This window comes from Klebsiella sp. BIGb0407 (assembly GCF_024807845.1).
Lineage (GTDB): Bacteria > Pseudomonadota > Gammaproteobacteria > Enterobacterales > Enterobacteriaceae > JGM124.
This window is the reverse complement of record NZ_JANUEQ010000001.1, coordinates 1,110,236-1,130,062: the sequence shown is the minus strand read 5'-3', so window position 1 is coordinate 1,130,062 and position 19,827 is coordinate 1,110,236. Positions and strand designations below refer to the sequence as shown.

The following is a 19,827-nucleotide window of genomic DNA, read 5'->3' as shown; positions in this document are numbered from 1 at the left end:
GGGGCTATATTGAGAACAAATAAACTCACGGCTAGCGGAAAATAATCTCAGACCAGCGCGCCAGCCCCTGAGTTACCGAGCCGAAGTCATCTCCGCCGGCAATCGGAATACCCGGCAGCTGACGGCTGAGTGCGGCGCGTAACAGTGGAGAACGCGCACTGCCCCCGGTCAGATAAATCACATCCGGCTGTACATCACTGCTGTTCATCGCCAGAGTCACTTGCTCCATGATCCGTTGCAGAGGCTGGCTGATGGCCGCTTCCAGTGCCTGCTGGCTAATATCACACCCGAGACCCGGGGCAATAAAGGGCAGTAAAGTCGCGACTTGCCCGGCGTTTGACAGGGCGATTTTACTCTCTTCCGCCGCGCGAACCAGACGATAGCTCAGGCGCTGACGCCAGACCTGGTGCAGGTAGGCCACTTTTTCGGGTTCTTTGGAATTATACTGCATCTCATTCAGTGCACGCCCGTTAGCGCTGGCGTAAAACTCATTCTGAGCCGGAACATCGTTAATCGCCACCGCATTCCACCAGGGGAGTACCGGCAGAGCGTTGCCATTTTGCATTTCACCCCCCATCCCGAGCAGCGGTGAAAGTTGTTTAAAGGCCAGCATAATATCCAGGTCATTACCGCCGACCCGGCAACCACTGTGGCCGAGTAAACTGGCGGTACGATCTGACTGGGTATGCCACTCAGGCCCCATCAGCAGTACCGAACAGTCGGTAGTTCCGCCGCCGATATCCACTACCAGCACGCGTTTTTCTTCTTGCAGCGTGGCTTCAAAATCAAGACCCGCCGCGACCGGTTCAAACTGAAAGACGACCTGGTCAAACCCGGCGCGATGAGCAGCACGTTCCAGAATACCTTCCGCCTGACGGTTGGCTTCTTCGCCCCCCATACCCTGGAAGTTAATCGGCCGGCCAATCACGGCCTGGGTCGGCTGGTCGTTCATCTGCGTCGCGGCTTGCTGGCGAATATGTACCATCATCGCGCAGACCAGGTCTTCAAATAGCGCAACTTGCTGAGGTTTTAGTCCGGTAGCGCCGAGAAACGACTTCGGCGATTTCACGAAGTACACCTCTTCAGGGTCTTCCATATACTGGCGCAGTGACTGTAAGCCAAACTGCACACTGCCGGGCAGAACTTCAATATCCTCTTCGCGGTTAAAACTCACCGCCCGACGTAATAACGCCTGGGTTTCATCCCGGTTAGCCGGAACATCATGATGGCGATATAACCACTCACTGACCGCTTCACGAGTCGGTGCACATAACATCGACGGAAGAAATGTAGAGCCTTGCTCCATCTCCAGTAATTGCGGTTTACCTTCACGCATTATCGCGACAGAGCAGTTTGCAGTGCCGTAGTCAAAACCAATATTCATGTTAATTATCCATCCCCATGCCATTGAGAAGCGGGCGACTTTAGCGGAATGAACGCCGCTCGGCAACCGAATAACTGCAACTGAGCAGCTGATGGAATAAATTTCATCCTAAGCTGTCGCTGAGTAAAAGAGAATGTCAGGGATAAGTCAGCGCGGAGCGCATCATGAACCGTCGCCAGCCAGGGACTGACGACGGATGACACCAGCAAGGGCATGCCAGAATAAGGATTTAATTAATCGCGAAGTAGCTATGACTGAGCAGTGAGTCCAGCGGCTGAGCAGGGGACACAGATTCACCAAACATTAAGTCAATGCCCAGTGCCGAGACAGCATCGAACTGCGCCTGAGTTTCAGCAGGCCCGGCGATCGAACGTAATGACAGGCGATGCGCGTGGCCGTGAATAATCGACACCATCATTTCATTCATCACATTTTCGTGAATATTCACCATCAGCTCGGAGTCAATCACCACATAGTCAAATAACTGACGATTCACGGTGTTTAACATTTCAGGTGCACGATTAACATGGCTAATCAGTAGCTTACACCCTGCCTGTTTGAGCTTCTGCAGATTATCATTCAACTGGGTCGAGGCATGAGACAGGACTTCGCTGGAAATGGATAAATGCAGCAAACGGGCTGGCATTTTATATTTGGCCAAGGCATTCAGCAGTTCATTGACTAAGCTTTTACTTGAGAGTCCTACCGCTGAAATGGGCAGCGTCACCCCAAAGCCTTTACAGGTCAGTGTGCCGGCAAAGCGACTAAAGAACTCTTTAATCACCCGCAGATCTAAATCGTACTGTAATCCCGGGTCTTGTAACTGGGATCTGAGCGTCTCTTCATTAATGACTTCTGAGTTATTGCGCCAGAAACGCAGGGATAAGAAATAGAAGCTGGTGGTCGCCGAGACCCGTACCGGGGCAATAGACTGGGCAACAATCATTATCTGATTCTGATGAATAATCTCGCGTATTTCTTTTATCTGCAGGCTGTTATTCCCCGCTGAAGCCTGGAGCTGATGTGGGTCATAGACAGTAACCCGGCCGCGTCCGCTATTTTTTGAGGCGTAACAGGCAAGATCCGCCTGGGATAACACTTCCTCCGCCACGGCATTATCACTATTAATACGGGTTATCCCGGCGCTGGCACCAATCCGGTACTGCACCCCCTCCCAGACAAAATCATAGTGATTAATATTACGAATAATCGCCTCGGCAATGTGGAACGCATTGTCGATAGAACAGTTTGGCAGTATCAGCGCGAACTCATCCCCGCCTAAACGGGCCAGCAGATCGCCGGTACGCAGCATACTGAGTACCATGGCGGAGAGTTCCCGCAGCAGGGCATCTCCGGCAGCATGGCCCGCGGTGTCATTGACGGCTTTAAAACGGTCGAGGTCAAAAAATACCAGCGCATGCTGCTGACGATGCTCGATGGCCTCTTGCAGTAACTGCCGCAGTTGATTTTCAAAACTATAGCGGTTAGCCAGCTGGGTCAGGCTGTCATGGGAAGCACTGTAACTTAGCTGCTTCAGCATATTCTTCGACTCAGTGACATCCTGAATAACCATCACCGAGCCAATATTATGGCCATCAAGGGTGGTCAGTGGCGTCAGGCTGTAATGAATATCATAGTGATCGCCATGGCGCGAATGCAGCACCATATCCTGCTCAATCAGCGGGTGTGAGAATATGCCGTTATAAATATCCGTCAGAATTGGCCCGGTATCCCCGAGGGTAATATGCAGCACGCTCTGGATCGGCAGGCCTAACGCGTCTTTATGGGAACAGCCGCTGAGGCGTTCCGCAATCGGGTTCATAAAGGTGATTTTCATCTGAACGTCGGTGCAAATCACCGCTTCACCGATAGAGTCGAGGGTGATATGCAGACGCTCTTTTTCCTGGTAAAGGGCTTCATTGAGCTCTTTTACCTCGGTCATATCCATATTGATGCCTAAAAAGCGCTCTGTCTCGCCATTTCTGGCCAGCACGCGATTGGCAAATGAACGGATATGGCGAATACCCTCTGAGGTCTGAATACGAAACTCTTGTTTGAAATGCTCATTATTTTTAGCAATGCGCTGGGCAAACAGATCGAGAGCGGCTCTGTCCTCTTCCACTACACATTGCAGCCAGACGGTGTAAGTCAGGGGAGTATGCGGTGGAACATCATAGAGTTCATACATCCGCTTATCCCAGTTCAGGGAGTTATCGATGACATCCCACTCCCAGATCCCGACGCCGCCCGCTTCGTTAGCCAGGGTAATACGCTCCATCAACTGCCGATTAACCTGTTCGCTATGCTTCAGCTCATTGATATCTTCAATCTGGGCGATGTAATAAAGCGGTTCACCGTCCGCGTCTCGTACTACGGAGGCGGTAAGCAGCGCCCAGACGACATTTCCTTCGCTGGTGTAATAACGTTTTTCCATCGAATAACTGTTGATTTCACCGGTAGCCAGTTTTTCCAGTTTTTCGAGGTCACTTTTTAAATCGCCCGGCCAGGTAATCTGCTGGAAAGTTAACGCCAGTAATTCGTTAGATGAGTACCCCAGAAAACGGCATAAAGACTGATTGACCTGAAGCCATTTTCCTTCCGGCGAGACAAGGGCCATTCCGATTGCGGAATATTCCATCGCATTACGAAACCGGGTCTCACTGGCGGCAATTAATTTACGCTCTTCCCTGAAGGCATACATCACCATGGTCATGGTATTGGCCGGGAGCAGTAACATCAGGAACGGCAGCCAGGGGGTATAAGCAAGCACGCTGGAACTGGCGCTATGTTTGACCGTGTCGAGTGAAAAATAGCCGGTTGCAATTACGGTGGACATGATAATCACGGTGGCAAAAAACAGCATAAAGGCGTGCAGTCTGGGTAACCTGATTGCACTCCACATTAAGATAACGATGATAAAGGTTAACGGCCAGGGCAGGTAGCTCAGCGCTAAATACCCCAGTAATAAGGTGACGGCCAGAGTGATAGCGCTCTCCGTCAGCCACTGCAGGTGATAACTCTGAGGCAATGCCGAGGGCTTAAATAGCAGACCAATAGGTAAAAATGCCAGAATTCCCACTGCATCTGCCGAAACCCAGATTGAGAATAATTTTATTGCAGACAGATCGATAGCACCGGCGAGAGGGCTTGCGAGTATTCCGCCAAGCACCGACGGGATAACCGTGCCACAGAGCAGCATTTTACCCCAGTCGTTGAGGCTGGCTAAGGGGTTATCGGCGGGCAGCAAGCGGCGTAACAGTAATGCGCCTGCCAGCGCTTCAATGACATTAATAAGGGTGAAAGTAAAAGAGACCAGGCTCAGGTTATGCCAGAGGCCGCTGGCAATAAAGCAGCCCGTCGCGCAGACCAGTGCAATATAAGGCCAGAGGTTAATGGGGTTGCGATAGAAGGCCGCCATCATTAATCCGGTGACTAACCACAGCGGAGCTACTGCCGCGTAGCCGTCCGTCAGCGTGCGCGTATAGAGGGTGAAAATAAAGCTGAGGAGCCCCAGGCTGAGCAATAGTGTCAGCGAACTCTGTGCGAATATTGCTGGTTTATTGTTTTGCTTCATTACTGCCCATACGCCAGGCTACAGGCCCGGGCGAAGTAAATAAAAAAGAATTTAAACGAGACTCTAACGCATTAAAATGACTATCAGGTACAACGCAAAGGGCACCTTCAGGCATAGACAGACACTGTAATTTAACGCGTTTCACGACAGTCACATCCAGGTAACTTAAGCTTGGCGGGTTATATGCTAGTACAAACTTTTTATAATTCATACGAACGTTTTGTTAAATATACCCTTTATGTCCGAAATAATTTGCGATGTTTATCCCGTTCAGGCAGCTTAAAGCAAGAAGGCTTGAGAGTAAGAAAAAAAGGGTATTCCGGCATTTTATGGTAAATATGCCCGGCAACGGACTGGTATCAGCTAGCTGTTAACCCTATACTTGCGGCGTTTAGCGTAGATATCCCGCTCACTGAAGTATGACGGGTATATACCCAAATAATTCAAGTTGCTTGTAGGCGCCAAGTTCAGACAGGCGATGAGCATAGACAAACTATGTAATTCGGCTGGCTGAACGCAGGCAACACCCAAGCAAGTTGAAGTATGACGGGTATAGCGCATCCTCCCATATAACTTTTGTATTCAGGCCGTAAAAACATGACTGAACAGTCTCATCAATGCGTCATTATAGGAATAGCCGGCGCATCGGCTTCAGGGAAAAGCCTTATTGCCAGTACACTCTATAGAGAACTGCGTGAACAAGTAGGTGATGAGCACATAGGTGTCATTCCGGAAGATAGTTATTATAAAGACCAAAGCCATCTGTCGATGGAAGAGCGGGTCAAGACCAATTACGACCATCCCAGCGCCATGGATCACAACCTGTTATTCCAGCATTTGCAAATGCTCAAATCGGGTCAGGCGATTGAACTGCCGGTCTACAGCTATGTAGAACACACGCGGATGGAAAAAAGCATTCATCTGGTGCCTAAAAAGGTGATTATCCTCGAAGGCATTTTGCTGCTGACCGATGCCCGGTTACGTCAGGAGATGAACTTTTCTATCTTCGTTGATACGCCGCTGGATATTTGTCTGATGCGCCGAATGAAGCGTGATGTTAACGAGCGCGGGCGTTCAATGGACTCGGTAATGGCTCAGTACCAGAAAACCGTACGGCCGATGTTCCTGCAATTTATTGAGCCATCGAAGCAGTATGCCGATATTATTGTGCCGCGCGGTGGGAAAAACCGTATTGCCATTGATATCCTGAAAGCGAAGATTTCTCAGTTTTTTGAATAACAGAGATATATACCCAAAATAATTCGAGTTGCTCCCAGGCGCAAAGAGAAGGCCGTCGATGAGCATAGATAACTATGTGATTCGCGGCCTGAGCGCCGGCAACACCCAAGCAACTTGAAGTATGACGGGTATAGGTAATATCCGGACAACCTGGGGGGCATAACGCCCTTTGACTGACGGTTGATTAAATTTGATAAGGAGAGCCCATAATGCGTTTGTGTGACACAGATATTGAAGCCTGGCTGGACGATGGCCGTTTAACTATTACGCCACGTCCTCCGGTTGAACGCATTAGTGGTGCCACAGTTGATGTGCGTCTGGGCAATAAATTCCGGACTTTTAGCGGTCATACCGCCCCTTTTATCGACCTGAGTGGTCCCAAAAACGAAGTCAGCGCGGCGCTTGAACGTGTAATGAGCGAAGAAATCGTGCTTGCCGAGGGCGAGGCCTTTTTCCTCCACCCGGGCGAGCTGGCGCTGGCCGTCACCCTGGAGTCAGTCACTATTCCGGCCAATTTAGTCGGCTGGTTAGACGGCCGTTCCTCGCTTGCCAGGCTCGGTTTAATGGTGCATGTCACGGCGCACCGTATTGATCCCGGCTGGCATGGCTGTATCGTGTTAGAGTTCTATAACTCAGGTAAGCTGCCCCTGGCTTTACGCCCTGGCATGCTGATCGGCGCGCTCAGCTTTGAGCCCTTGAGCGGACCCGCGGCCCGGCCATATAACCGCCGCCAGGATGCCAAGTACCGTGATCAGCAAGGCGCTGTCGCTAGCCGCATAGATAAAGACTAATGACAACAGAAGCTTATCTTTTTAGTCTTTATTACCATTATCGGCAATTTGAACTAAGATAAGCGCTATACCCAAGGGTATAAACCTGTTCATCATCGTTCTGAGGATGCTATGAAACGACTCCTGACCACATTGATGATTTTGCTCGTGGTGGTAGTTGCGGGCCTTTCGGCATTGATTTTATTGGTTAACCCCAATGATTTCCGTGGCTGGATGGTACAGCAAGTCGAAGACCGTAGCGGCTATCAGCTTAATATCGAAGGCCCTCTGCGCTGGCACGTCTGGCCCCAGCTCAGTATTTTATCCGGGCGGATGTCATTAACTGCACCCGGTGCCAGCCAGCCTATTGTCAGCGCTGAAAATATGCGCCTTGATGTTGCACTGTATCCACTACTGTCACATCAGCTTCAGGTGAAGCAGGTGATGGTTAAAGACGCGGTGGTACAGCTTATCCCCGAGAGCCAGTCCCAGCGTCCGGCAAATTCCCCTGTAGCACCGGAAGGCAGCTATTCTTCCTCACCGACCAGCAAAGGCTGGGCATTTGCTATTGATAAACTCCGGGTTGTTGACAGCGTGCTGGTGTTCCAGCGGGCTGACAAAGAACAGATTACCGTCCGTAATATCAATCTTGATCTGCAACAGGACGAAAGCAAACAAGCGCAAATCGAACTGAGCAGCCGTATTACCCGCGATCAGCGGGATTTAACCTTTTCACTGCAGGCTGATGTTGACCTCAGTGATTACCCTCAGCAGCTAATTGCTAAAGTGTCATCGTTCGATTATCAGCTTCAGGGCGCGGGTTTACTGGCGGATGGCATTAAAGGGAACGGCGAATTTTCCCTGCACTGGCAGGAAGAAGACGGCGCACAGCCCCAAAAATTCGACCTGAATATCCCCCGGTTTACCGCCAACGATAGTGATGTGAAAGGTGCGATAAGCTATACCCTGAGCGATGCGCCAGTACTGGCGGTTAATCTGCAGTCACAGAAACTGAATATTGATAACCTGCTGATGGCGGATAACCGTAATAGCGCCGCGGCGGTAGTCACTAATCCCCCCCGGCCTGTGATAGCGGAACACCCTGAGCCTGATTACCAGACACTACGTACCACACAGGCAGATATCAGTCTTATCGCCGATACGCTCCAGTGGCGCGGCCTCAATATCACCGGGCTCCAGACCGCGCTGAGCAACCGTAAAGGCTTGCTGAAGATTGAGACGCTGAATGGCCAGATAGGTAACGGTAATTTATCTCTGCCAGGCTCCCTTGATGTCCGCGGTGCGAAACCGGTGTACAGTTTCCAGCCGCAGCTTAATCAGATTGAAATTGGCACGATTTTAAACGCCTTTAACTATCCGGTGGTGGTCACCGGTCTGTTATCCCTGAACGGAACACTGAGCGGTAATGCCCTGACGGCAAGTGCCTTCCGTGAAAACTGGCAGGGCAATGCGCAAATCAACCTGACTCAGGCGTTGCTCCAGGGGATGAACTTTCAGCAGCTGATCCAGCAGGCCGTGAGTCGCTCTGCAAACGGCATTTCTATTCTCGGTAATGACGAAAATACTACCGCACTGGACAGCCTGAGCGCTCAGGTGCGTTTAAATAACGGCAATTTACAGCTTAACTCTATGTCCGGTAAGTCGCGTATTCTGGCTTTAACCGGCAGCGGTACCCTGAACATCGTCAATGAGGTCTGTGATGTGATGTTCAAAGTCAGAGTGAATGGCTGGCAGGGCAGTAACAATAAACTGATTCAGCTGCTGGAAGGCGCTTACATTCCTCTGCGGGTTTACGGCCCGTGGCAGCAACTGAGCTACAGCCTGCCGATAGACAAGGTACTGCGTGACTTGCTGCAAGGCGAAGTAAAACAGCGCGTCAACCAGTGGTTGGACAACCGGGTAGAGCGGGAAGGCGTTGATGACCTCAAACGCCTGCTGAACGATTTTTAGCGCCTGGTCGTACTCTGGACTCGCAATAATAAAAAAGGCCGTCACCAGATTCTGACGGCCTTTTTATAAGCTATTAAGAATTATCCTAATGCTCATGGAATATCTGAAAATAGCGCCGGAAAAAATAAAAGCAGACTGTTCTTATCGTCAGAAAACGAAAAAACAATATCCAGGACTATTCCCTGGTATTGCGCACCAGGCAGGCGCTGGCAAAAACTATATTTATGAAACAGAACAGCCAGCCTCAAAAAACTGTTCTCTGCCACTCAGCGCCAGATACAAAGAAATTTTAATTGCTAATCTTAGTTGCCAGATGAAATTGCTAGCGCGATTTATAACTCCGGACTATTCTTAAAATATAAGCGCGAGCCCTTGGTTTTGCTATCTATATGAAAAATAACTTACATTTCAGTTTATAATATAAAAAACTGTCATTAACACACTGCTGATATGAAACTCTGACTTAATGGCATCTTCCAGTGTTATATTTTAAATATGACAGCAAGATGAAGTTCAGATAATGAACGCTAAATTATCAATGACCGATAAAAAAATTGTGCTCTAAGTGTAGATGAAATAAACACTATCCGGCGTTCAAGGGTTGAGAGTCATTTTTTGTATGAGTATTCTGTGAATTGTTACTGGCATCGAAACACGAAATGATTATAATCTTTCGTTAATTACAAAGTGGGATGACAAATGACGAATTTAAAAGCGGTGATCCCGGTAGCGGGATTGGGTATGCAGCTGTTACCAGCGACTAAGGCTATCCCTAAAGAAATGCTACCAATCGTTGATAAACCGATGATTCAATATATTGTTGATGAAATCGTCGCTGCTGGCATCAAAGAGATTGTGCTGGTCACCCACTCATCAAAGAATGCGGTTGAAAACCACTTTGATACCTCATACGAATTAGAGACTCTGCTGGAACAGCGCGTAAAACGCCAGTTACTGGCCGAGGTGAAGTCTATCTGCCCGCCGGGCGTGACCATTATGAACGTGCGCCAGCCACAGCCATTAGGCCTGGGCCACTCCATCCTGTGCGCACGCCACATCATCGGTCAGAATCCTTTTGTTGTAGTACTGCCTGACGTGATTATCGATGACGCCAGCGCTGACCCGCTGCGTTATAACCTTGCTGCCATGATTGAGCGTTTCCATGAAACCCAGCGCAGCCAGGTTCTGGCAAAACACTTGGAAGGCGACTTATCTGAGTACTCTGTTATCACCACACAGAAACCATTAGTCAACGAAGCGGATATCAGCCGTATTGTCGACTTTGTGGAAAAACCAGACCAACCGCAGATCCTGAACTCCGACTTAATGGCCGTGGGCCGCTATGTACTGTCTGCCGATATCTGGCCAATACTCGCGAAAACCCTGCCAGGTGCCTGGGAGCGTATCCAGCTCACTGACGCCATCTCTGAGTTAAATCAAAGCCAGCCAGTAGAAGCCATGCAGATGACCGGCGAAAGCTACGACTGCGGCAGGAAACTGGGATATATGCAGGCCTTTGTTCAGTACGGACTGCGTAACCGTAAAGAAGGGCGGAAATTCCGCGAACATCTGCTGACGCTGTTAGACTGATTTTCAGGTAAGGCAGAGGGTAGAGAAGAGACAGACAACGGTAGTTATGCGTCCTGATAGTACTTGACTGAGATGCGAACTGCCGTTTTTTTTCGACTTAAATTTAATGAAATCGTCATATGTTTATCGGCGATATGTGGGAAAACTTTAGTCTTATATAGATATCAGTTGTCACATCAAGACGAGTGATAACCTGCACTATTTATAGGGCTAATAAAACAGACAAAGCGGTACAGTGCACTGGTAGCTGTTGAGCCAGGGGCGGTAGCGTGTCAGTAATGTCTGAACTGAGTTGAACCATTTCATCTGATATTAGTCCCGAATAAAGATAATACCCGGATAATAGACAGTATAACGGGAACATATTAAACCAAATATAAAGAGAGATTGTTTAAGTGAAAATTCTTGTTACGGGTGGAGCGGGGTTTATTGGCTCTGCAGTGGTTCGTCATATTATTAATCAGACCTCAGATTCAGTAGTTAATGTTGATAAACTGACTTATGCAGGTAATCCTGAGTCACTGGCAACTATCGACAGCAACGAGCGCTATGCTTTTGAACAGGCAGATATCTGTGATGCAGCCGCGATGGCGCGCATCTTTGCAGAGCATCAACCCGATGCAGTCATGCACCTTGCCGCTGAAAGCCATGTTGATCGCTCTATTACTGGGCCTGCGGCCTTTATTGAAAGTAATATTGTCGGCACCTATATTCTGCTGGAAGCTGCCCGTAACTACTGGGCGGAATTAACGACTGACAAGAAAGCGGCTTTCCGTTTTCACCATATCTCTACCGATGAAGTATATGGTGACTTGCCGCATCCGGATGAAGTCCCTGCGGGAAGTGAGCTGCCATTATTTACTGAAGAAACGGCCTACGCACCAAGCAGCCCTTACTCAGCTTCAAAAGCTTCCAGCGATCACTTAGTACGTGCCTGGTTACGTACTTATGGTTTTCCAACGCTGGTAACCAACTGTTCTAATAACTACGGTCCTTACCATTTCCCGGAAAAACTTATCCCTCTGGTGATATTAAATGCACTGGAAGGTAAACCGCTGCCAATTTATGGCAAAGGGGATCAAATCCGTGACTGGCTCTATGTGGAAGATCATGCCCGTGCGCTCTATACCGTAGTGACCCAGGGAAAAGTAGGGGAGACCTACAATATTGGTGGTCATAACGAGAAAAAGAATCTCGAGGTTGTGCATACCATCTGCGACCTGCTGGATGAAATAGTTCCGAAGCAAGGGTCATACCGTGACCAGTTGACGTATGTCACAGACAGACCGGGACATGACCGTCGCTATGCAATCGACGCAGATAAAATCAGCCGTGAACTGGGCTGGAAACCACAAGAAACCTTCGAAACGGGTATTCGAAAAACAGTGGAATGGTATCTTAGCAATCAGCAGTGGGTGGCTAACGTAAAAAGCGGTGCCTACCAGACGTGGATTGAGCAGAATTATACGGAGCGTAAAGCGTGAATATTGTGTTATTCGGCAAAACTGGTCAGGTTGGCTGGGAATTACAACGTGCGTTAGCCCCATTAGGTAATCTTATTGCACTGGATGCTAATTCTACTGACTATTGCGGAGACTTTCGTTATCCAGACCGGATTGCTGAAACTATCCTCAGTATTAAGCCCGATGTGATTGTTAATGCTGCTGCTCATACCGCAGTAGATAAAGCCGAGTCAGAACCTGAATTTGCTTATCTATTGAATGCGGGAAGTGTCGAGGCTATTGCTAAAGCTGCAAATGAAATTGGTGCATGGGTTATTCACTACTCGACAGATTATGTATTCCCTGGTAATGGTAATACCCCTTGGAAAGAAACAGATGCTACTGCCCCATTAAATGTTTATGGCAAAAGTAAATTAGCAGGCGAACAAGCCTTACAGAAGTACTGTGCTAATCATCTTATTTTCCGTACTAGCTGGGTTTATGCCGGCAAGGGCAATAATTTTGCTAAAACTATGCTTCGTCTGGCTAAAGACAGAGCTGAAATGGCAGTAATCAACGATCAGTTTGGTGCCCCAACCGGTGCTGAACTTCTTGCTGATTGCACCGCGCAGGCTATACGTGTCGCGAAAAATAAGCCTGAAGTTGCCGGGCTGTATCACCTTGTTGCCTCTGGAACAACAACCTGGTATGACTATGCTGCATTAGTCTTTGCTGAAGCACGTGAAGCGGGAATGGAACTGGCATTAACGACATTGAATGCTGTGCCAACAACGGCCTATCCGACACCTGCACAACGTCCTCACAATTCACGTTTAAATACTGAAAAATTTCAGAGGAATTTTGATTTAGTCTTGCCTGACTGGGATGTTGGCGTGAAACGTATGCTGGCGGAACTCTTCGCTATACAAAATAATTAATCATTAGAATAAACACCCACCTTTGGGTAATAAATAGAAGAGAAAACATGACAACACGTAAAGGTATTATCCTCGCTGGTGGTTCCGGGACTCGTCTTTATCCAGTAACAATGGCTGTCAGTAAACAGTTATTGCCTATTTATGATAAGCCGATGATTTATTACCCGCTTACCACACTGATGCTGGCGGGTATTAAAGATATTTTAATTATCAGTACCCCCCAGGATACTCCGCGCTTTGAACAACTGCTGGGTGATGGGAGCCAATGGGGATTAAATCTTCAATATAAAGTTCAGGCCAGTCCTGATGGACTTGCTCAGGCCTTTATTTTGGGTGAAGAGTTTATTGGCTCTGATAATTGTGCCTTAGTACTCGGTGACAATATTTTCTATGGTCATGACCTGCCAAAACAGCTGGAGTTAGCAATCAGTAAAGGTGATGGAGCAACGGTATTTGCCTACCATGTTAATGATCCTGAGCGCTATGGTGTGGTTGAGTTCGATAAAGCAGGAACGGCAATAAGCCTGGAAGAAAAACCACTAGAACCTAAAAGTAATTATGCAGTTACAGGGCTTTATTTCTACGATAATGATGTAGTTGAGATGGCAAAAAATCTCAAGCCATCTGCGCGCGGTGAGTTAGAAATTACCGATATTAACCGCATCTATCTTGAACAAGGGCGCCTGTCTGTTGCGATGATGGGGCGTGGCTATGCATGGCTGGATACGGGGACCCATGAGAGTATGATTGAAGCCAGTAATTTTATTGCTACCATCGAACAGCGGCAGGGGCTAAAAGTTGCATGCCCGGAAGAAATTGCCTACCGGAAAGGGTTTATTGATGCGGAGCAGGTTAAAAAACTTGCCGAGTCATTAAAGAAAAATGCTTATGGTCAGTATCTTCTAAAAATGATTAAGGGTTATTAATAATGAATGTTATTCAAACAGAAATCCCTGATGTTTTAATCTTTGAACCCAAAGTATTTGGCGATGACCGGGGTTTTTTCTTCGAAAGTTTTAATCAGAAAATATTTGAAGAGGCTGTTGGCCGTAAAGTCAAATTTGTTCAGGATAATCATTCAAAATCTAGTAAAGGCGTGCTACGTGGGTTGCACTATCAAGCGGAGCCCTACGCACAAGGAAAATTAGTCCGTTGCGTTGCTGGTGAAGTTTTTGATGTGGCAGTTGATATCCGTAAATCATCACCTACATTTGGAAAATGGGTTGGCGCTAATTTGTCAGCAGAAAATAAACGTCAGCTATGGATTCCTGAAGGTTTTGCTCATGGTTTTTTAGTATTAAGCGAATCAGCGGAATTTGTTTATAAGACAACAAATTATTACCATCCGGAAAGTGACAGGGGAATTATGTGGAATGATATCGCAATAAATATAGAATGGCCTAATATATTAAAAGATTTTTTGCTTTCAGATAAAGATAGGAATCATCCGTTATCATTGAATAATATCTAGGCTCAATATGTTTATAGGGTCTAGATCATTGATTTGATTATACTAATGGAACAATATGTCTAGAAAAAAGTTCTTAAAAAATCTAACATCTCTTAGCGTATTACAAGTTGTAAACTATATACTTCCACTTTTATTAATCCCATTTTTGGTCAAAAAAATTGGTATCAATAATGTTGGTTTGATCGCAGTCATGACTGCGATAGCAGCTTATTTTCAACTTGTTATAGATTATGGGTTTAATCTCACTGCCACAAGAGATATAGCAAAGTTCTCCGATGATAATAAAAAAACGTCATCAATTACGAGCGCAGTGATTAATATAAAAATAATGATATTAGCTATTATTATTATTATATCCATTCCAGCTTATTATGCCATTGACTACATAAAAGATAATTTTTTAGTTTATTTTTTTTCTGTAGCTATGATAGTCGCTAGATCTTTTTTCCCTGTATGGCATTTTCAAGGTATACAGGAAATGAAGTATATATCGATTAGTAATGTAATACCAAAAGTGGTATTTGCACTGCTAATTTTTTACTTCGTTAGGGATGAAGATGATGTTTGGAAGGTTCAGTTTTTATATTTTGCTGGAACCTTTGTTTCTTTAGTACTTGGCTCATATTTTCTAAAAATAAAATGTAACTTTAAATATTGTTTTCAGTTCGATCAAATAATATTCTACATTAAAGATGGTTTTTCAATCTTCTTGGCGAAGTTGGTATCTGGACTATATAAAAACTACAATATTCTAGCTTTAGGCTTTTTTGCATCGCCCACTTTAGTCGGGGTATACTCCATTGCTGAAAAAGCAATAAGAGGAATTCAGATGCTACAAAATGTAGTAGGCGATGTTCTTTACCCAATATTTTCAAAAAAATCACACCAGGACAAAGATTTTTATAAAAAAACTGCTAAAAAGTATTCGTTTATTATTATTTTGGTTTATGGTTTCTCATCATTAATTATTTTTATGATGTCTGGTTTTCTTTCTAATTTACTAAGCAATGTATTTAATACTGAGGTTAAACTTGCAATTGAAATAATGTCACTAGGTTTTTTGTTTGGGGGGATGAATTATTTGATCGCAATACTAGGACTGACTTCTAATGGATACTCAAATCTTTATTCAAAGTGTATAATATCAACTGGCTTTTTCAATCTTATTATTGCAACATGTTTATGCTATTATTACTCATATATTGGTGCTGCAATTTCATTAGTGCTTAGTGAGTTGTTTTTATTGTTGCTATTATTTGTGTTTGCAAAGAAAATTAAACTATTATAATCCCACATTACTTACCATGTAATTATGAAGTAGTATTTCGTAAATAAAAATATACTAAATGAAATAGCTATTTGGTATTTTTCATTAATTTAAATTGTATACTGCATAATTAATTTTTTAATTTAACAAATGAATTGCATATGAAGATCAAAAAAAATAACTTATATATTCTAGTTTGTGTATTACTTCTTTTTATATTTAGTATCATAACTGGATTAAGAACGGATAGTTTTGACTATTCAGAATATGTTGTTATGATTAGAAATACGATGAAGGGGGAGTCATTAATAGATAAAATTTTTCTTGCAAAAGATCCATTATTCGGGCTTATCGTAGGTGTTATTAATCCAGTTTATGAATATGATTATAAATATGTATTTTTAACAATATCTATCCTAGGTTTTATAGGTAAACTCTTTTTCCTAAATAAGATAAAAGATCATGTCTTTTATTTTTTGATTATTTATATAATTTTATTATCACCAAGTTTAGACTATGCAGCTATCCGAAGCATGGTTGGATTATCTTTTTTGGGTGCAGCTCTTGCGTATTATAATAATGGGAGGGTGCAATTTTTAATTCTTAGCACAATTGCTATGTTATCACATATTTCGATTATAGTTCCTTTTTTACTGTCGCTAAAAATAGTAAATAAATTTATCATCAGATTTAAGTATTTAATATTTGTTGTACTAACAATAACAATACCTGTATTGGGTAAATTATTATTGTCGCAATTCTCTAACTCACAAACATATTTAAATATTAATGGTAGCATTTTTGCAATTGTTCCTCCTTTAATTTGTGTTCTTACTTCCATATTGTATTGGAAAGTAATTATGAGAAAAATGGATGCAATGCAAATTGATGATTTTAATAAAATTACGTTTTATATATCGTTTGTGATTTTATATATATCATTTTTATTATCGCCAGTTGTTGTTGTTGCTTCATTTAGATTGATGCAAATTGGTCAGTTTTTGTTTTTATTAACACTTTGCTCTACTAATATTAAGAACAGATCTACCGTGACTAAAGTGTTCTTTTATTTAATTACAATATTATACTCAATACCTTTTGTATTCAGAAATATCCAGCTTGATTTATGGTCAAATATATTGGAGAACTTATAGTCAAATGAATGAAGAATATGATATTTTTGCAATGGATTTTGATAATGACTATTCTAAACTTGACATTGCGTCGTTAAGAAAATATCACAAGGTTAAAAGTATAAGAATACCTTGGCTGTTGAAAATTATGATTATCAATATAAATAAACTCAGTCCAAAAATATCTTTATTTATACTTGGTCTATATATTAAGAATTACGTTTTTAACTTCAATCAATTTTGTGAAAATTCAATAATTTTACTAAATGATAATGTAATAGGGAAATTAGCTTCAGATATAGTAAATGAGTATAATAAACATAACATTATGATTATAAGAAATTCATTTAACGACCGTGAATTTATTTTAAATAGACCACATATTTATTTTTTTACATTTGATTTCAATGATAGTAAAAGACTAAATATAAATCATTATGATCAATACTGTTCTGGCTATGACTATATTTTAAAAAACAAAGGCCGTGATAAAGTTTATGATTTTTATTTTTTAGGTTTAAATAAAGGACGTAAAAAATATGTTGATAAAATTTATGAGAAAATCAAAAAATATAAAAACTTAATAATACTAAAAGAAAAAGGTACAATTACCAAAAAATTATTGAACTTAGTTTACCCTATCAAAAGTATAAGAATGTTACCTTATCGTGAAAATTTAGATTTTCTATTACAATCCGAAGTAATAATTGATATAACAAAAGATGGACAGACTGGGTTGACAATGCGGGTTATCGAAGCATTACTTAGTGATAAAAAAATAATAACAAATAATGAAAGTGTCAGAGAATATCCGTTCTATGATGAAAATAATATATTCATTATAGATGATTTCGATTCTTTATCTGAGAAACAAATTGAGTGTTTTTTATCAATGGAATATATCATCGTTAGTGATGAGCTAAAGAAAAACTACGAGCCGGGATATATTTTAAACAATATTATTAACTCTGTAATGGAAAATAAATGGAACCGTGGTAATGAAAATAATTTTAATTAATGATTTAGGACTAGGAGGAGCTGAACGAGTTGTCTCTCGCTTATTTTCAATGCCTTCAATTCGTGATACGACTCATTTATGGACTATGAGTGATAAAAATTTTTATACAAGCGAGGCTAAAAATTATAAATGTTTTTTCAAACATAACCCTCTTTTTTCTTTTTTCCTAACCTTATTTTCTTTATTAAAATTAAAAAAAACAGATATAGTTCAGGCTCACTTAAATAAATCAATTTTAGCATGTGGAATTGCTAGTATATTGAAGTGGAATTTAAAATTCCAAGCTGTGCACTGTTTTGCTTATAGCGGTTTCTTTAAAAGAAAAAAGACACAGGGACAGTTATATAAAATTATTTTTTCATTTATCCTGAAAAGAAGCTCATTTCATATTTTTAAATCATATGAAATGATCGATGATTTTGAAAATACATTTGGTTGGAAACCAAAGAATTATACTGTTATTTATAATCCATATGATGGAAAAAATATAGTTGAACTCGCAAATGAAAAGAATGATTTTGATAAGGCAGATGATGCTATAACTAATATCGCGATTGTAGGTAGATTGAATCAATCTAAACGCATCTTTGATATATTAAAAATAGCTAAGCTCTGTAGTGGTATAAACTTTCATTTGTATGGAGATGGTCCATTACGAAATATTATCGAAGATAAAATAGAAAAAAATTCTATTAATAATGTATTCATTCACGGTAGATCACCAAATCCATTTAAATATATTAAGCATTTTGGGTTTTATTTATCAACATCCGAATCTGAAGGTTTTCCTAATGCGTTAGTAGAGGCCTTATTTTGTGATGCGATACCTATTCACGCTGACTGTATTTCTGGGCCTAAAGAAATCCTTTCTTCTAATTATAAAAAAGTTAAAATAAAACATAATGAGTTTTACATTGCTGAACGAGGTATATTATTTACTGTTGGCGATATAATTGGTGCTTCAAACGCAATAATATATGCAAAAGAGAATTCATCTACTTTACGTTCATTATTTAAAGTTAATAAAGATGAGTTTCTTTCAAAAGTTTTAATTGATGTTATTGCTGATGATTATAAAAAAGCCTTATTTGAGGGGGGCAATTATGAATAAAAAACTGAAAGCTTGTATCAGAGATTCTCTTCGGTTTATCTTAGGAAAAAAAAATTATACCCGGATTAGATTTTACATAGTACATGGATATTTTCTTAATCTCAAGTCACCAAAAACATTTTCTGAAAAAATTATCGCAAGAAAATTTGATAATGAATCAATAAAATATTCCACATTTGTGGATAAATATGTAGTCAGAGAGTATGTGGCTAGAACTATAGGCAATGAGTTTTTGATTCCTATTATAGATAAAAAAAATTTTCTAAAAGTTGATGATTTCAACGAATATCCAAATTCATTTGTAATTAAAACTAGTAATGGTGGTGGTGGCGAAAACGTATTGATTGTTGAAGATAAATCAAAACTTGATTTAGAAAAAATCTGCATCCAATTTAACTCTTATTTAAAAATAAAGATAGGCAAGGCAATTGATGAGGAGTTTTATGATATAGAAAAGCCATGCATTATAATCGAGAGGTTAATGAAACATCAAGATGGAAGCTATCCTTCTGACTATAAAATTCATATTTTCAACGATATAAATGAAAAGCGAAATATTTTCATTCAAGTTGACACTGATAGATTTAGTGACCATAAACGATCTATATATAATGAAAGTCTAGAGGTCGAGAGTTTTAATATTCAGCCAAAATATAAAAAGGTTGATGCTAATTATTGTTTTCCACAGAATATTAAGAAGTTAATTAATCTCGCCAAGACGTTATCTGATGGTTTTTCATATGTAAGGGTTGATATGTATAGTATAGACGGACATATTTATTTTGGTGAAATGACCTTTTGCCATGGTAGTGGTTGGGAGCCTATATCATCGAAGCATGCAGATTTAATGTTAGGAAATTTATGGAGAGAATATAATTATTAAATATTGATGTTTATGATTTAATCTGTAGTATTTTAA

General features: G+C 42.3%; 16 protein-coding genes. 14 read left to right on the top strand and 2 right to left on the bottom strand.

Annotated elements, in window-relative coordinates:
* Positions 1-31: 31 nt before the first annotated feature.
* Positions 32-1,384 (bottom strand): molecular chaperone, encoded by a 1,353-nt coding sequence (gene yegD, locus M2387_RS05325; RefSeq protein ID WP_259047636.1) that lies wholly within the window; start codon positions 1,382-1,384, stop codon positions 32-34.
* Between the two features lie 229 nt (positions 1,385-1,613).
* Positions 1,614-4,958, bottom strand: coding sequence for a diguanylate cyclase (locus tag M2387_RS05320; RefSeq protein WP_259047635.1), 3,345 nt, complete (start codon positions 4,956-4,958; stop codon positions 1,614-1,616).
* 597 nt (positions 4,959-5,555) lie between these two features.
* Between M2387_RS05320 and udk the strand changes: the two genes are divergently transcribed.
* The 14 genes from udk (at position 5,556) to M2387_RS05250 (ending at position 19,791) form a co-directional block, all read left to right on the top strand.
* Positions 5,556-6,197, top strand: a complete 642-nt coding sequence (gene udk, locus M2387_RS05315) for a uridine kinase (protein ID WP_259047633.1) — start codon at positions 5,556-5,558, stop codon at positions 6,195-6,197.
* 209 nt (positions 6,198-6,406) lie between these two features.
* Complete coding sequence (dcd, locus tag M2387_RS05310; RefSeq protein ID WP_259047631.1) at positions 6,407-6,988, top strand: dCTP deaminase; 582 nt, start codon at positions 6,407-6,409, stop codon at positions 6,986-6,988.
* Between the two features lie 111 nt (positions 6,989-7,099).
* Positions 7,100-8,938, top strand: a complete 1,839-nt coding sequence (gene asmA / locus M2387_RS05305; RefSeq protein ID WP_259047630.1) for an outer membrane assembly protein AsmA — start codon at positions 7,100-7,102, stop codon at positions 8,936-8,938.
* Between the two features lie 94 nt (positions 8,939-9,032).
* Positions 9,033-9,293, top strand: coding sequence for a hypothetical protein (locus M2387_RS05300; RefSeq protein ID WP_259047629.1), 261 nt, complete (start codon positions 9,033-9,035; stop codon positions 9,291-9,293).
* Positions 9,294-9,637: 344 nt separating this feature from the next.
* The gene (gene galF, locus M2387_RS05295) at positions 9,638-10,528 is read left to right on the top strand and encodes a UTP--glucose-1-phosphate uridylyltransferase GalF (RefSeq protein ID WP_259047627.1); all 891 of its coding nucleotides are present in this window, start codon (positions 9,638-9,640) and stop codon (positions 10,526-10,528) included.
* A 395-nt stretch (positions 10,529-10,923) separates the two neighbouring features.
* The gene (gene rfbB, locus M2387_RS05290; RefSeq protein WP_259047626.1) at positions 10,924-12,012 is read left to right on the top strand and encodes a dTDP-glucose 4,6-dehydratase; all 1,089 of its coding nucleotides are present in this window, start codon (positions 10,924-10,926) and stop codon (positions 12,010-12,012) included.
* Positions 12,009-12,908, top strand: a complete 900-nt coding sequence (gene rfbD / locus M2387_RS05285) for a dTDP-4-dehydrorhamnose reductase (protein WP_259047624.1) — start codon at positions 12,009-12,011, stop codon at positions 12,906-12,908. The genes rfbB and rfbD overlap by 4 nt, the downstream gene beginning before the upstream one ends.
* Before the next feature lie 47 nt (positions 12,909-12,955).
* Entirely contained in the window at positions 12,956-13,834 is an 879-nt protein-coding gene (gene rfbA, locus M2387_RS05280; RefSeq protein ID WP_259047622.1) for a glucose-1-phosphate thymidylyltransferase RfbA, read from the top strand.
* Between the two features lie 2 nt (positions 13,835-13,836).
* Positions 13,837-14,379 carry a dTDP-4-dehydrorhamnose 3,5-epimerase gene (rfbC, locus tag M2387_RS05275; protein ID WP_259047621.1) on the top strand — a complete coding sequence of 181 codons (543 nt, stop codon included), beginning with the start codon at positions 13,837-13,839 and terminating at the stop codon, positions 14,377-14,379.
* A gap of 55 nt (positions 14,380-14,434) precedes the next feature.
* Complete coding sequence (locus tag M2387_RS05270; RefSeq protein WP_259047619.1) at positions 14,435-15,667, top strand: oligosaccharide flippase family protein; 1,233 nt, start codon at positions 14,435-14,437, stop codon at positions 15,665-15,667.
* A gap of 140 nt (positions 15,668-15,807) precedes the next feature.
* A complete protein-coding gene (locus M2387_RS05265; protein WP_259047617.1) occupies positions 15,808-16,800 on the top strand; it encodes an EpsG family protein in 993 nt (330 codons plus the stop codon).
* A gap of 4 nt (positions 16,801-16,804) precedes the next feature.
* Complete coding sequence (locus tag M2387_RS05260; protein WP_259047616.1) at positions 16,805-17,797, top strand: hypothetical protein; 993 nt, start codon at positions 16,805-16,807, stop codon at positions 17,795-17,797.
* Complete coding sequence (locus M2387_RS05255) at positions 17,778-18,908, top strand: glycosyltransferase (protein WP_259047615.1); 1,131 nt, start codon at positions 17,778-17,780, stop codon at positions 18,906-18,908. The genes M2387_RS05260 and M2387_RS05255 overlap by 20 nt, the downstream gene beginning before the upstream one ends.
* The gene (locus M2387_RS05250) at positions 18,901-19,791 is read left to right on the top strand and encodes an ATP-grasp fold amidoligase family protein (RefSeq protein ID WP_259047614.1); all 891 of its coding nucleotides are present in this window, start codon (positions 18,901-18,903) and stop codon (positions 19,789-19,791) included. The genes M2387_RS05255 and M2387_RS05250 overlap by 8 nt, the downstream gene beginning before the upstream one ends.
* Positions 19,792-19,827 lie beyond the last annotated feature (36 nt).